General features: G+C 36.9%; 14 protein-coding genes. 10 read left to right on the top strand and 4 right to left on the bottom strand.

Annotated features, from left to right (window positions below; genetic code table 11):
• Positions 1-185: 185 nt before the first annotated feature.
• From atpB to ACRD62_RS03905, 7 genes are all read left to right on the top strand, one after another.
• Positions 186-1265 (top strand): F0F1 ATP synthase subunit A, encoded by a 1080-nt coding sequence (atpB, locus tag ACRD62_RS03935; RefSeq protein WP_430818819.1) that lies wholly within the window; start codon positions 186-188, stop codon positions 1263-1265.
• Between the two features lie 31 nt (positions 1266-1296).
• Positions 1297-1497, top strand: coding sequence for an ATP synthase F0 subunit C (gene atpE, locus ACRD62_RS03930; RefSeq protein WP_430818818.1), 201 nt, complete (start codon positions 1297-1299; stop codon positions 1495-1497).
• A 12-nt stretch (positions 1498-1509) separates the two neighbouring features.
• Positions 1510-2004, top strand: a complete 495-nt coding sequence (gene atpF / locus ACRD62_RS03925) for a F0F1 ATP synthase subunit B (RefSeq protein WP_430818817.1) — start codon at positions 1510-1512, stop codon at positions 2002-2004.
• A gap of 28 nt (positions 2005-2032) precedes the next feature.
• Positions 2033-2569 (top strand): ATP synthase F1 subunit delta, encoded by a 537-nt coding sequence (atpH, locus tag ACRD62_RS03920; RefSeq protein WP_430818816.1) that lies wholly within the window; start codon positions 2033-2035, stop codon positions 2567-2569.
• A 22-nt stretch (positions 2570-2591) separates the two neighbouring features.
• Positions 2592-4172, top strand: a complete 1581-nt coding sequence (atpA, locus tag ACRD62_RS03915; protein ID WP_430818815.1) for a F0F1 ATP synthase subunit alpha — start codon at positions 2592-2594, stop codon at positions 4170-4172.
• 32 nt (positions 4173-4204) lie between these two features.
• Positions 4205-5086 (top strand): ATP synthase F1 subunit gamma, encoded by an 882-nt coding sequence (atpG, locus tag ACRD62_RS03910; protein WP_430818814.1) that lies wholly within the window; start codon positions 4205-4207, stop codon positions 5084-5086.
• A gap of 202 nt (positions 5087-5288) precedes the next feature.
• Positions 5289-5531, top strand: a complete 243-nt coding sequence (locus ACRD62_RS03905) for a hypothetical protein (RefSeq protein ID WP_430818813.1) — start codon at positions 5289-5291, stop codon at positions 5529-5531.
• A gap of 109 nt (positions 5532-5640) precedes the next feature.
• Here the strand turns inward: ACRD62_RS03905 and ACRD62_RS03900 are convergent, their stop codons facing one another.
• Together ACRD62_RS03900 and ACRD62_RS03895 are read right to left on the bottom strand one after the other, a co-directional pair.
• A complete protein-coding gene (locus ACRD62_RS03900; RefSeq protein WP_430818812.1) occupies positions 5641-7917 on the bottom strand; it encodes a patatin-like phospholipase family protein in 2277 nt (758 codons plus the stop codon).
• Between the two features lie 9 nt (positions 7918-7926).
• Entirely contained in the window at positions 7927-8661 is a 735-nt protein-coding gene (locus ACRD62_RS03895; RefSeq protein WP_430818811.1) for a TylF/MycF/NovP-related O-methyltransferase, read from the bottom strand.
• Between the two features lie 171 nt (positions 8662-8832).
• On the opposite strand from ACRD62_RS03895, the gene ACRD62_RS03890 reads away from it, so the two are divergent.
• Positions 8833-9798: an isoaspartyl peptidase/L-asparaginase family protein gene (locus tag ACRD62_RS03890; protein WP_430818810.1), complete on the top strand. Its 966-nt coding sequence runs from the start codon at positions 8833-8835 to the stop codon at positions 9796-9798.
• A 12-nt stretch (positions 9799-9810) separates the two neighbouring features.
• A complete protein-coding gene (locus ACRD62_RS03885) occupies positions 9811-10182 on the top strand; it encodes a tellurite resistance TerB family protein (protein WP_430818809.1) in 372 nt (123 codons plus the stop codon).
• Between the two features lie 106 nt (positions 10183-10288).
• Here the strand turns inward: ACRD62_RS03885 and ACRD62_RS03880 are convergent, their stop codons facing one another.
• Both ACRD62_RS03880 and ACRD62_RS03875 read right to left on the bottom strand, forming a co-directional pair.
• Positions 10289-11017 (bottom strand): LytR/AlgR family response regulator transcription factor, encoded by a 729-nt coding sequence (locus ACRD62_RS03880; protein WP_430818808.1) that lies wholly within the window; start codon positions 11015-11017, stop codon positions 10289-10291.
• A gap of 4 nt (positions 11018-11021) precedes the next feature.
• A complete protein-coding gene (locus ACRD62_RS03875) occupies positions 11022-12086 on the bottom strand; it encodes a sensor histidine kinase (RefSeq protein WP_430818807.1) in 1065 nt (354 codons plus the stop codon).
• Between the two features lie 267 nt (positions 12087-12353).
• Here ACRD62_RS03875 and ACRD62_RS03870 point away from each other — a divergent pair, with 267 nt between their 5' ends.
• Complete coding sequence (locus ACRD62_RS03870) at positions 12354-14219, top strand: glycoside hydrolase family 13 protein (RefSeq protein WP_430818806.1); 1866 nt, start codon at positions 12354-12356, stop codon at positions 14217-14219.
• Positions 14220-14448: the final 229 nt, after the last annotated feature.

Genomic DNA, 14448 nt, shown 5'->3' with positions numbered 1-14448 from the left:
TCATTTTGGTTTTAATGTTTTTTAAATTTATATTTATCCTAGGCTTTCTATTTATTTTTATAAATCCGATGGACGAAGAAAACAAAAAGGAAACACTTTTGTTCTTTAAGACGTATTTCTTATTGATGATAACTGACCTTGCCATCAAAGTAAAATTATTGAAATAATAACCCAAAAACTGTTTAATGCGACACATAAAACAGATTTTACTTCTGATAGCTATTTTTTTTAGCTTATCTACTACATATGCATCAGATGAACACGCTTCTGAAAGCGAAGAAGTGTTCGATCCCTTAGTAATGATTGATCATCATATAGCTGATTCTCATGAATGGCATGTGATTTCATTTACAAAAAGCAATGGTGAAGAAGTTCATATTTCTATGCCGCTTCCTGTTATAGTATTTTATAATGGTCATCTGAATATTTTCATGTCTTCAGCCTTTCATCATGGAGAGAAGGTTGTTAAGAAGGGAGACGATTATTTTAAATTATACCATGAGAAGATTTATGTGACGGATGAAGCTGGAACTATTCACTATGACGAAGATCACAACGTTTTAAATGAAAAACCCTGGGATTTTTCAATTACAAAGAATGTAGGATCGATGTTTTTGAGTGCTGTTCTTCTTTTATTACTATTTATTGGGGCTGCACGAAGGTATGGATCTGAACCAAAGGCACCCAAAGGTCTTCAATCATTTTTAGAGCCTTTGATACTTTTTGTTCGGGATGATATAGGAATTGCACAGATTGGTAAAGAAAAATATGAAAGATATATGCCATATCTTTTAACCGTTTTTTTCTTCATATGGATTAATAATTTAATCGGTTTAGTTCCTTTTTTCCCAGGAGGGAGTAACCTTACCGGAAATATTTCTGTAACAATGTTTCTGGCGATAGTCACATTTTTGATTACAAATATTAATGGTACGAAGAGTTATTGGGGTCATATTTTTTGGATGCCGGGTGTTCCGGTACCCATTAGAATCCTACTTTCTGGAATTGAGTTTATTGGAATTTTGACAAAGCCATTTGCCTTAATGATTCGTTTGATGGCGAACATTACCGCAGGGCACATAATTATATTGAGTTTATTTTCACTCATTTTTGTTATGAAATCGGTTGCGATTGCACCCGTATCAATTTTAATGTCGTTAATGATGTTTATGTTAGAGCTTCTGGTAGCAGCTTTGCAAGCATACATTTTCACATTACTTTCGGCGCTATTCATTGGAATGGCCGTACATGAAGAAGAACATTAATACATTTATATTCATTTAAAATATGGAAGGTATGTCATTAACAGCAATTGGATTAGGCCTGATAATTATCGGAGCCGGTTATGGTATTAGTAGACTAGCAGGAAGTGCTCTGGAATCTATGGCACGTCAACCTGAAATCAGTTCTAAAATTCAAACTGCTATGATTATTGCAGCAGCTCTTATTGAAGGAGTAGCTTTATTTGCAATTGTTGTTGCCTTGATGAAAGGATAAAAATCGACTGCTATGGGATTATTGACACCTGATCCCGGGTTAGTCTTTTGGACGGCGATAACGTTCGGTATATTGGTTATTCTGCTTAGAAAATTTGCCTGGAAGCCAATATTACATGCTTTAAGAACTCGAGAAGAAACAATTGAATTTTCTCTTGCAGCTGCAGCTAAAGCTAAGGCTGAGATTGAGGATTTAAATGTTGAAAAGGAAAAAATTCTTATTGCAGCTAAAGATGAACGTGATAGTTTAATAAAGGAAGCCAGGGAATTAAAGCAAAACATCGTGGATGATGCACGTAACAAGGCTCAGGAAGAGGCAGATAAGATTATTGTATCTGCCCGTCAGCAAATTGAGCGTGAAAAAAGTGATGCCATCCAGGAAATGAAAAGGCAAGTAGCCGAATTGTCTGTTAACATAGCCGGAAAGCTATTGGAACAGGAATTGGAATCGACTGATAAGCAGAAAGCTATTATTGAAAGGTATCTGCAAGAGGTAAATTTTAACTAGAACTTGGTTAAACAGAGAGCAGAATAATATGAATAGGAGTTTAATAGCCAATAGATACGCAAGTGCACTGTTTAAACTGGCATCGGAGCAAGGTAATCTTGAGCAGGTGAATAATGATATTATTCTTCTGAAAAGTTATTGCGATGAAGCTGAGGGATTCATTGAGCTTTTAAATAGTCCGGTTATTAAACCACAACAAAAAAAAGATTCTTTGCACTCTGTTCTAGAAAAGAGGGTTCAGAACTCAACAATGAGCTTTATTGATTTATTAATCAACAATAATCGTGAAGTATTATTGGAAGATATCATTAGGGGATTCATAAGTTTATTTAAAAAGGAAAAAGGTATTAAAGCGGTTACACTATACTCTGCCATTGAATTAGATCAGCAGCAAGTAGACGGATTAATGCAATTCCTTCGTAAACAATTTAATTCACCTATTGAGCTCATCTTAAAAGTTGATCCGGCCCTTTTGGGAGGTTTTAAACTTACCATTGATGGTAAGATGGCAGACGCCAGCCTGAGTTCGAAGTTGAAAAATATTAAGAAGCAATTACTCAGTTAAACGTTAACTAAATTTATTTTAGATGGATACGATAAAACCGGCTGAAGTATCGGATTTATTAAAAAAACAGATTGCAGGCTTCCAGACAGCAACTGACCTGGAAGAGGTTGGCACAGTTTTACAAGTGGGTGATGGAATTGCCCGTGTTTATGGTTTAACCAACGTTAAGTCAAACGAACTGGTTGAATTAGATTCATGTATGGGTGTTGTGCTTAACCTGGAGCAAGATAATGTGGGTATAGTATTATTTGGCTCTTCGCAGGCTGTAAAAGAAGGTGATTTGGTGAAACGTACCGGTCGAATTGCTTCTATCCGCGCCGGAGAAGGTATGTTGGGACGTGTTATCAATGCCATTGGAGAACCCATTGATGGTAAAGGTCCAATTAGTGGTGATACTTACGAAATGCCTCTGGAACGGAAGGCTCCACAGGTTATTTACCGACAACCAGTTAAGCAGCCATTACAAACAGGGTTAAGAGCTGTTGATGCTATGACACCTATAGGTCGTGGACAGCGTGAATTAATTATTGGTGACCGCCAGACTGGAAAAACTGCGATTGCGATTGATACGATTATAAATCAACGTTCATTTTTCGAGGCAGGAGAACCTGTATATTGTATATATGTTGCTGTTGGGCAAAAAGGTAGTACTGTTGCTCAGATAGTAAATACACTTGAGAAACATGGAGCAATGGAATATACAGTTGTTGTTTCTGCTCCCGCAGCCGATCCGTCAGCTATGCAGTTTTATGCTCCTTTCGCAGGAACATCAATCGGTGAATTCTTCCGTGATACTGGTCGGTCAGCATTGATTGTTTATGATGATTTATCTAAACAGGCTGTTTCTTATCGCGAAGTTAGTTTGTTACTACGTCGTCCTCCAGGGCGCGAAGCCTATCCGGGCGATGTATTCTATTTACATAGTCGATTGTTGGAGCGTGCAGCTAAAATAATTGAATCAGATGAGATTGCAGCTAAAATGAACGACTTGCCTGAGTCACTAAAGCCTATTGTTAAGGGAGGTGGATCATTAACTGCTCTTCCAATTATCGAAACACAGGCTGGTGATGTATCAGCATATATCCCAACGAATGTTATTTCAATTACCGATGGTCAGATTTTCCTTGAGAGTGACCTGTTTAATTCAGGTGTTCGACCAGCGATTAACGTAGGAATATCGGTTTCACGCGTAGGAGGTAGTGCTCAGATTAAACCAATGAAAAAGGTAGCGGGTACTTTAAAGCTTGATCAGGCTCAATATCGCGAACTGGAAGCATTTGCCAAATTCGGCTCTGATCTTGATCCGGCCACTATGATGGTGTTGGATAAGGGACGAAAAAATGTTGAACTATTGAAGCAACCTCAATATAATCCAACAAGAGTTGGTCATCAGGTAGCCATTATTTATTGCGGTACCAAAGGGCTATTAAGAGAAGTTCCGGCAGATAAAGTGAAATTGTGGGAAAAGGAATTTGTTGAGTCGTTGGATGTACGTCATAGTAAGATGATTGAAGAAATAGAGGCTGGAGCGTACAGTGATGAAATAACAAAAAAGATAGAAGAAGTTGCAGCAGATGTTGTAGCCCAAATTGTTAAAGAATAGTAACCTTTATAGGATTTAAATATTAACTCAATATGCCAAGTTTAAAGGATATACGAATCAGGATTAATTCTGTTAAAACAACTAGGCAGGTAACCAGTGCCATGAAGATGGTATCGGCAGCCAAGTTTAAAAAAGCGCAGGATGATATCTCGCATATCCGTCCATATGTGGATCGGTTGGCAGGTATTATTTTTGATCTGAGTCAATCACTTGATGATGGTGTTGAGTTGGAATGGTCAGCAAAACGTGATCCAAACAAGGTGCTTTTGGTGGTTGTTTCATCAAACCGAGGGTTGTGTGGAGCCTTTAATAGTAATGTTATTAAAGAGACAGAAAAGGTTATTAAATCAAAGTACAATTATCAATTTAAACAGGGTAATCTGGATATTTTTGCAATTGGAAAGCAGGCCCAAAAGATTCTTAAGTCTCATGGATATCCGGTTGTAAAAGATTTTAATGAACTTTATACAAATACAACATTCGAAGCGGTTAAGGAAATTGCTGTTGAAATAATGGAGTCATTCAGAAATGAGAAATATGATGATGTTGTTTTGATATATAATGAGTTTAAAAATGCAGCGGTTCAGGAAGTGAGATCTGAACAATTTCTCCCACTACAATTGACTGAAGCTGGCAGTGGAGTTTATAATAGTGTTGACTATATTGTTGAACCTGATAAAATATCTTTCATAAAAAAGGTAATTCCCGAAGCATTACAAACCATGTTTTATCGAGTTATACTTGAATCTCTGGCCTCGGAACACGGAGCCAGAATGACATCAATGCATAAGGCAACTGACAATGCCACAGATATGCTAATGGAATTACAGTTAATATATAATAAGGCTCGACAAGGTGCTATTACAACTGAAATTCTTGAAATTGTTGGTGGAGCCGAAGCATTGAAGAAGTAAAAAAAAGAATCAGAATAGATATAAGAGCCGTAGACAAATCAGTCTGCGGCTTTTTTTATTCTGTTATTTGAATGATTCTAAATTAGGGTTTAAATGGATATTTCTTTCTTTATTCTGTAAATTAAGTCGCATATGGAGTCCAGAAACCATTAAACGGGGCGTAACCGAAAAGCCATACGAGTAGGATCAAACCATACCTTTTATGAATAATAATTGTCCAAATGTTGAAAAATGCCCTATTTTCAACGGAGTACTTAAATATCGTAAGATGACTACAAAGTCGTATCAGACTCAGTATTGTGAAGGAGGAGTTGAAAAATACTCTTTATGTAAGCGATATGCTACGAAAGCGGCTTACGGAGTCTGCCCACCTGATTTATTACCAAATTCAGCATTGACCATGGTTCAGATAGCTGAAAAATATGGTTTAACTCAACCGATCTAAAGTATTTTGCACCTTCCCATCGTTACCGTTTGAACTCAAAAGAGTTTAAATGGAACTTTGGGTATTCCTCTTAAAAACTATTTGCTTTCCAAATCTGAAATATCTTTCATTATTGAAATGGGAATCCCATGTTTAGATATAATCTTGGTTTAAAGTCGGTAGTATTAGTTCCTACACCAAAAGTAATAGGACCTATTATACTGTTGATTGCCACACCTGTATTGGCACCTAGAATAAATTCACCCGGATTCATCATGTATTGACTTGAATCAAATTGATTATTTCCATACTCGGTGGCATAAATAGCATTGATACTGACATGACCAAACAGGATTTGGCCAATTTTATAGTTGAATTCGGTTTGTGCCATGAGGAAGTTTTCAACAATCTTTTCCCGATAATTTAATCCGGCAAACGAAATTGTTTCAAGTCCCTGATTATAAATTGTTCCTCCAATGTAAAAATGCTCAAAGAAAGGGGCGTTATTAAAGGACCCTCCTCCTGCAATTCTTGTTGACATATGGATTGAATTGGAAACCGGAAAGTGTTTTTTATAACTTGCTATACCTGATAAGTAATAGTCATTTGGAACTTGAATAAATGGATCGACAAGCGCCTGACTAGTTTCAATTCCTTTATAGAGTTTATAACTTTTTAGGTTTGAATTAATGGCAATTCGAATATGTTTTCCATGAGTGGCAAAAAAACGTTTATTTAATGTATTTACATCCAAAACTGCCTGTGCTCTGAAAAAACCATTCCCAAAACGTACAATCTGATTATCGAACAACTCAGGTATACCACTTCTCTCACTTACTTTTACTTCCTTCCAGTTCAACTTACACTCAAGCATTGATCGTCGTTTGAGTGTAAAGGATGTGCCGATTGAAGCCCTCATTGTTAAATAGTTAAAAGTCCCGTATTTTTTTGCGTCTTCGCGATAAAGGGGAAGCGGAGTTCGTTCAAGATAAAAATCAGTCAAGTAACCAACTCTTTGTCCTTCTCCTAAATAAGTAATGAGATTAGCTGATAAACGAGGATCTTCCGAGATATCACCGGTTACACTAAATCGACTGTTTTTGGATACCAGATTTCGCAAAGTGATATTGGCAACTATGCCTGCTTTTAATTCGTTATCATATCGTAATGAGAATTTGGCTTTGGCAGGTTGAGCTTCGGTTGTATTGAAGATTAGATGATATTCCCCATCCGTTTTATTAATTTCATAACTAATGTTGCTATAAAATCGTGTGCCTATCAAACGACGCATGCCATTGTTGATATCTTCAACAGTTATCGAATCACCGGTTCTGAATCCCAGATTGCTATAAAAATAGCTTTTTGAAATATCCTTTCGGTTTAGGATGCTTATTTTACTTACCAGTATTTTTTCTTCTTTTTGAATCTGTTTTGGTAGAGGAGTTGGTCCAATTTTGTTAAGTGAATCAGCTAATTGTTTGAAGGTGTCAAATTGTAAGCGGGCTGCTGTTTCTCCTCTTTGGATAATATCAATGGCATCAAAAAAACTAGATGCCCCGTATGGGTCCAAATGTGGTGTTACAATGAAACTGCATAAATCTATTGCTTTCAATGTTTCCTGATTACTTCCAATCATGGCTGAATTAAGCAATACTTTTGTGATACTGTTTAAATCTTTCAAGGTAGGATAATCTTCGTTACCTACATTAACACCAATGATAATGTCTGCACCCATCTTAATTGCTGTTGAAACCGGGAAATTATCCAGTACGCCACCATCAACCAGGTACATTGAATCCAATATGACAGGTGTGAAAACACTTGGTATCGCCATGCTTGACCGCATTGCTGTCATTAAATCGCCACTGTCGAAAATATGGGTTTTACCTTTTATTAAATCGGCAGCAACACATCTGAAAGGTATAGGTAAATCATCAAAATTTTCAATGTCAGAAACATGCCATGTAAGTTGTGAGAGAAGTTCAGAGATACGCTGTCCCCTAACCATTCCCGATGGCATGGTTAATCCATCCTTAGTGATGTCAAATTCAAGCTGGAATCGATTGTAGTCGTTTTTTTCTATGGGTACCACATCCGTTAGCGGAACCATATCGCTCAAAACAACCGACCAATCTATATTTCTAACAATTGAATCCATTTCGTCAGGAGTGTATCCACTGGCATACAAACCTCCTATTATGCTACCCATACTGGTTCCGGCAATGTAATCGGGTCTTATTCCTGCTTCTTCCAATACTTTTATCACACCGATATGCGCCAGCCCTTTAGCTCCACCACCACTAAGGACCAATCCTATTTTGGGCCGTGTTACGCAGCTGTCTTTTTCTTGAGCTATTGAAAGAATTGGAAAAACAAGAAGTAATATAAACAGAATTGGTTTGGTCATAGGGTGGTCTTATTTGTTTTTGATTAGTACGGTTGAACCATACATGTCGGCAATTGGCATAAAACACTCAGGGATGGTTGCTTCAAATTCATCAACAGCTTTTTTTACGCCTTCCCAGTTGTGGTTATAATCATGAATAATAATACATCCCTCAGGAATTAAACGTGGGTAGAAAAAGGTAAGTGCATCAATAGTCGATTGGTATAAATCGGCATCAATATGTACAAAAGCAAATTGTTTGTTTTCCAAACCACTTGTAGTTTCAGGAAATACGCCTTCTCTTATTTCAATGTTTTCGTTGCCTCCAATGTGTTTAATGACTTCGGTAGGTGTGGTATTGTCAAACTTAACCGTTTGGGGGCGAACAGTTCCATCGCAATCTTCACGAATGACTTGCTTAGGAAGACCACTAAAACTATCAAATAAATATAGTTTGCGGTCAGGTAACATATGATGAATCAGTTTGGCTGTTTCACCCTTATAAACTCCAAGTTCTGCAAGATCACCTTTAATATTCTTGTCTTTGATACGTTTCAACTGTAGCCAATGACTATAGAAACGTATTTTATCTTTATCAGCCTTTTCTTCTTTAAGCATAATCTTACTGAGTAAATCTTTCTTCTGATGATCTAACCAGATAAAGGGTTTAAACAACTTATGGGTGTAAAAACTCCAGAAATAGCTTAACCCAAATGAGGCAGCTAAAACAATCAATATAAGATTAAGAAACTGGATAATACTCATGGTTATTTGTTTATGTGGTAAAAATAATTGTGTTGGTTGATTTTTATGGATTATTTTTGAATGAATGGGTTAATATTCGTTTTGAAAGGAATAATCAGGTTTCAATATTACTTTCAATACAGGTGTAATTTACTACTTTTGAGATAAGCTTAAAAACACAATTCTTATTATATGTCAAAGTTATCTGTATTTCTTTTTATTCTTATTTTGATGGTTTCGTGCCAAACTCAATCTCAGAAACCTCAATGGACGATCGCCATTCATGGTGGAGCCGGAAATCTGGATAAGAATTTGTTTGATGAAGAAACAACAAGAAAATATGAAGCAGGATTGTCTGTGGCACTGGAGTTGGGTATTAGCATGCTTGAAAATGGAGCTTCAGCTGTTGATGTGGTAGAGAAAGTAGTGAATGTTCTGGAAGACAATCCACTGTTTAACGCAGGTAAAGGTGCTGTATATACAAACGATGGACGTAACGAACTGGATGCAGCTATTATGGATGGTATTGATTTGAATGCCGGAACCATTGCGGGTGTTGGCGATATAAAAAATCCGGTCAGTGCTGCCAGAATGGTTATGGATAAATCGCCTCATGTGATGATGGTTGGCAAAGGAGCTTCAAAGTTTGCTGCTGAAAACGGAATAGAGATGGTTGATAGTAGTTACTTTTATACTGAGAAAAGATGGCAAAGCCTGCAAAAGGCTTTACAGAAATCAGGAAAGAATGGTACTGTTGGCTGTGTGGTGATGGATAAAAAGGGTAATCTGGCTGCAGCAACATCAACTGGCGGAATGAATAATAAAAGGTATGGACGAGTGGGAGATGTGCCGATCATCGGTGCCGGAACTTATGCCAATAACAAAACTTGTGCTGTTTCGGCAACCGGTCATGGTGAGTACTTTATTCGTTATACAGTTGCTCATGATATATCAGCCTTGATGGAATATAAAGGTATGAGTCTTTCTGAAGCTGCCCATACAGTAGTAAATGGAAAACTAAATAGTGAAGCAGGAAATGGAGGTGTAATTGCTGTTGATAAAAACGGTAATTTTGTGTTAGAGATGAACTCTACCGGCATGTTCCGTGGATGGGCTAATTCGTTTGGTGAAAAAGGAGTTGCAATATTTAAAAACTAATAAACAAATAATATGAGTGTAAAAACCCGCCTTTATGATGCTTTTGGCGAAATGTTGTATGTTGTGGCAATGGCTGATGGTATTATTCAACCCGAAGAACTTGAGGTGTTACACAGTGCCTTAAAAAAGCACCCTTCAGGAAAGGACATTGAATGGTCTTTTGATTACGAGCGCCTGCATCAGACAGATGTGGAAGAGTTGTACCAGAAAGTGTTAAATATCTGCCAGGAGAATGGTCCGGATCCTGAATATCAGATGCTGGTTGATGTGATGGAGGAGGTTGCTCATTCAAGTAATGGCATCAATCCTGACGAGCAAAAGGTGATTGATCGGTTTATTCATGAATTGACTGATCGCTTTAAAAAGGATATTAAAGATATTTAATCAATTGCTAAACTATTTGGTTTGAGGCATCTATGTTATATGAATAGATGTCTCTTCAATTCTTTATTCTTATAAAGAGGATAAACTACTTTAGTCAGGAACGGATTTAATCAATACTGTTTTGATCTAAGATACGTTTAACCAATTCTTTATACTGCCGGCCAATGGGGATTATTTCGGAGTTTATTTTGAAGCTCCCCGACATGAAACTATCTATTTTATCAATGGCAATAATAAAAGATCGATGCACCCTTAAGAAATGTGTCTCGGGCAGTTTATCTTCTATATTACTGATTGTATTCATGGTTTTAACCATTTTGCCATTGGTTAGGTGAATGGCAACATAGTTTCTCAGACTTTCTACATAAGTAATTTCACGCAACAAAACTTTGATCATCATCTTGTCAGACTTTACAAAGATAAATGTATCGTTATATGAGTCAGTCTGGGATTTTTCGGTCAAAGTCATATTGGGCTGGCGAAGTTTAAGAAAGCGATTAATAGCTTTTATAAAGCGATCAAAAGGGATGGGTTTTATCAGATAATCTAAAACCTGTAGCTCGAAGCCTTCTAATGCATATTCAGAATAGGCGGTTGTCATGATTACCTCCGGTCTGTTGGTTATGTTCTTTAACAATTGCAGACCCGTAAGTCCTGGCATTTGTATATCCAGAAAGATAAGATCAACCTTATTCTCATTCAGAAAAGTCATTGCCTCCAATGCATTTCGACACGATCCTGTCAGTTCAAGGTAATCTATCCGGCTCACGTATTCTTTTAGTACATCAATAGCCAGTTCCTCATCGTCCACAATTAAACACTTGATTTTATCCATCTGCTTAATTTTTCAGTTTTATTTTCAGAATTACCAAAAACGATTCTTTTTCGTCTTCTATCTTCAGCTGATGCTGATTGGGGTAAAGAATATCCAAACGTCGCTTTACATTTTGCAGTCCAATACCACTGGCTAGCGAACTTTTTTCATTGCCAGATGGTTTGCTGTTTTCAACCTTCAGGATCAGTTCATCCTCTTTTGCGCCTATCTCAATGGCAATCATCGCAATGCCCGAGAAGCCTTTGGTGCTGTGTTTAAAACTGTTCTCAATAAAAGGAAGTAATAACATAGGAGCAATCCGATGTGAATTGAAATCACCCCAGGCATTAAAACTTAGTTCTACCCTCTTTCCATATCTGATCTGCTCCAGTTCCAGGTAATTTTTAATGCTCTCCAGTTCCTTTTCCAGACTCACTTCCGGAGCATTGGTTTCGTATAACATATAACGTAACAATCCGGATAGTTTTAAAACTACTTCGAGCGACTGATCTGATTTTTTCAGAATTAATGAGTAAAGACTGTTTAAAGTATTAAAAAGGAAATGTGGATGAACCTGGTTCTTCAGAAATATAAGTTCAGCTTCCAGTTTATCGTTGATAAGTGACTGCTCATTCTGCTTTACTTTTGCAAGATATTCCATTAGTTTCACCGTCATAGGAATTGCCAGTACAGCACCAAAATTAACTGCCGCTCTTACCAATTGTGAGATACTGAGGATGCTCACATTCTCCCACATCGGGAAGAAATTCTCTACAATGATGAAATAGTCGGTAATACGCTGAATAAACGAAGCAATAAAAACGATTATAAGGAACGAAATAATAAATTTCCAAATCTTTCCCTTATATAAATATCGAGGAAACAGAAAGTACAATACAGTATAAACCAAAAGAATTTTAGCAGGAAGATTGATTAATTCAACCAAGATGGTTTTGGTAAAGTTGTTATCATATGTTCCCCATGCAAAAGCAAAAAAGATAGTAAAAACTACCCAGTAAGTCAGATGTTGAACAACCCGGTTGTTTAAAATACGGGCCATCAACCCTTTATTAGTTTTTACTATTTGCATGTGCCAGTTTATTTGGTTAGCAAATTACAAACTTAATGTCTTACGTCCATCCTTTTCAGGACGAAAACCTGCTTGATAGGTATGGATGACCATTCTGACTAAGCCTGTTGTTTATAATTCGGATTCTGTTTTTTGTCCTTATTAATTGCAGATGCCTGTTTCAGGCAGTTTATTTGACATTGCAGTAAAAGTCAGCGAAATTAAAATTTTGTTGGAAGGTTGTGCTGTGTGAGATTGTTAGTAAATAACTTAACTAAATATTCAATTATGCAAAAATCACCTTTACTTCTTTTAATGATGTTATTTCTTGGATTTAACATCGTTGCAAAAAATAAAATAGAACGGATAGAACCTGCCTTTTGGTGGGCAGGAATGAAAAATACCGAACTTCAGGTTATGGTTTATGGAGAGAATATCTCTGAACTTCGTGCCGAAATAAATTATGAAGGCGTGCAATTAGAACGTTCTGTTTTGGTTGAATCACCTAATTATCAATTTCTTTATTTGAATATTGATAAACATACTAAACCCGGTTCATTTGATATCAACTTTACCCGTAAGGGAAAGAACGTTTTAACTTATAAATATGAGTTGAAGCAGAGACAAGAAGGATCGGCGCTTCGCGAAGGATACAATACTTCGGATGTGATTTATCTGATTACCCCCGATCGTTTTGTTAACGGTAATCCCGACAACGATAATGTGGAAGGGATGACAGAAAAATCAAACCGAAATGATTTGAATGGTCGTCATGGTGGTGATCTGGAAGGAATTATCTCTCATCTGGATTATATAGATGAGATGGGTTTTACTGCGTTATGGCTAAATCCTGTCATGGAAAATAACATGACCAGAACATCTTATCATGGTTACGCCATTACCGATTTTTATAACACTGATGCCCGATATGGAACCAATGATGATTATCTGAGGTTGGTTAAGGAAGCTAAGAAAAAAGGAATCAAGGTAATTATTGATATGATTCTGAATCATTGTGGTTCGGAGCATTGGTGGATGAAGGATTTACCAACATCTGACTGGTTGCATTTTCAGGATGGTTGGAAACCAACTACTCACCTGCGTGAAACTAATGTTGATCCTTATGCTTCGGATTACGATAAAAAGATGCATGCCGATGGTTGGTTTGTGGAATCTATGCCCGATTTAAATCAGAGTAATCCTTTAATGGCCGATTATCTTATTTATAATACTATCTGGTGGATCGAATATGCTGATCTGGACGGTATCAGAATGGATACCTATCCTTATCCGGATAAAGATTTTATGGCTGAATGGACCAAAAGAGTGATGACCGAATATCCACATTTTAATATGGTGGGTGAAGAATGGTCGGTTAATCCTGCCATTGTTTCTTATTGGCAGAAAGGAAAACACAATGCTGATGGTTATACTTCTTTCTTACCCGGAGTTTTTGATTTTCCATTACAGGAAGCTTTGGTCAAAGCTTTGAATGAGGATGACAGAAACTGGGGGCAGGGTCTAATTCGTTTGTATGGTATGTTGGCGAATGATTTTCTGTATGCCGATCCTACCCAATTGGTAACATTTCCTGATAATCATGATATGAGTCGTTTCTACACTCAAATCAATGAAGATTTTGATTTGTTTAAAATGGGAATGGCATACATAGCTGTTACACGGGGTATTCCTCAAATTTATTACGGGACCGAAATTTTAATGACCAACCCAAACTCGGATTCTCATGGTGAGATACGTTCCGATTTTCCTGGAGGTTGGGCTGGTGATAAGGTGAATGCTTTTACCGGTAAAGGATTAACAGCTGATGCTAAAGATGCTCAGGATTTTGTTAAAACTCTTTTGAACTGGCGTAAAGGTAGTAATGAAGTGCATAAAGGTTGTTTAAAGCATTTTGCACCTGCTTCCGGATCTGGTATTTATGCGGTTTTTAGATATTCTGATGAAAAAGCTGTAATGCTTATTATGAATAAAAATGCAGAGGATAAAAAAGTAGATCTTACCAATTATAAAGATGAGGTGATTGGTGGTGCAACTACCGGAGTTAATGTGATAACAGGCAATAAGGTTGATATAACAGGGGCATCCATCAATGTAAAAGCCCGTTCGTTTATGTTATTGGAAATCGAATTATGATGCAATAGTCTATTTGTTAGATAAAAAGTAAAAATAGGATTCCCACCAGCAAAAGTATTCGGGCAATTAATGCAAGATCAGGTCTTGCTATGGTCCACTTCAATTTTCTTTTTTGGGGATTATTTTTATTACTGGTTGATTTCATCCTTCCCTGGATCTATGAATATTTCTTTCCAGAATAATTGAATCAAATGTGATGCCAGTTTTTTGTTTTGAAAAAAATAAAAGG

The sequence above is a fragment of the Carboxylicivirga caseinilyticus genome (assembly GCF_050589785.1).
Classification (GTDB): Bacteria; Bacteroidota; Bacteroidia; order Bacteroidales; family Marinilabiliaceae; genus Carboxylicivirga; species Carboxylicivirga caseinilyticus.
Note: the sequence above shows the minus strand (reverse complement) of the source record. Positions and strands in the feature narration are given on the sequence as shown.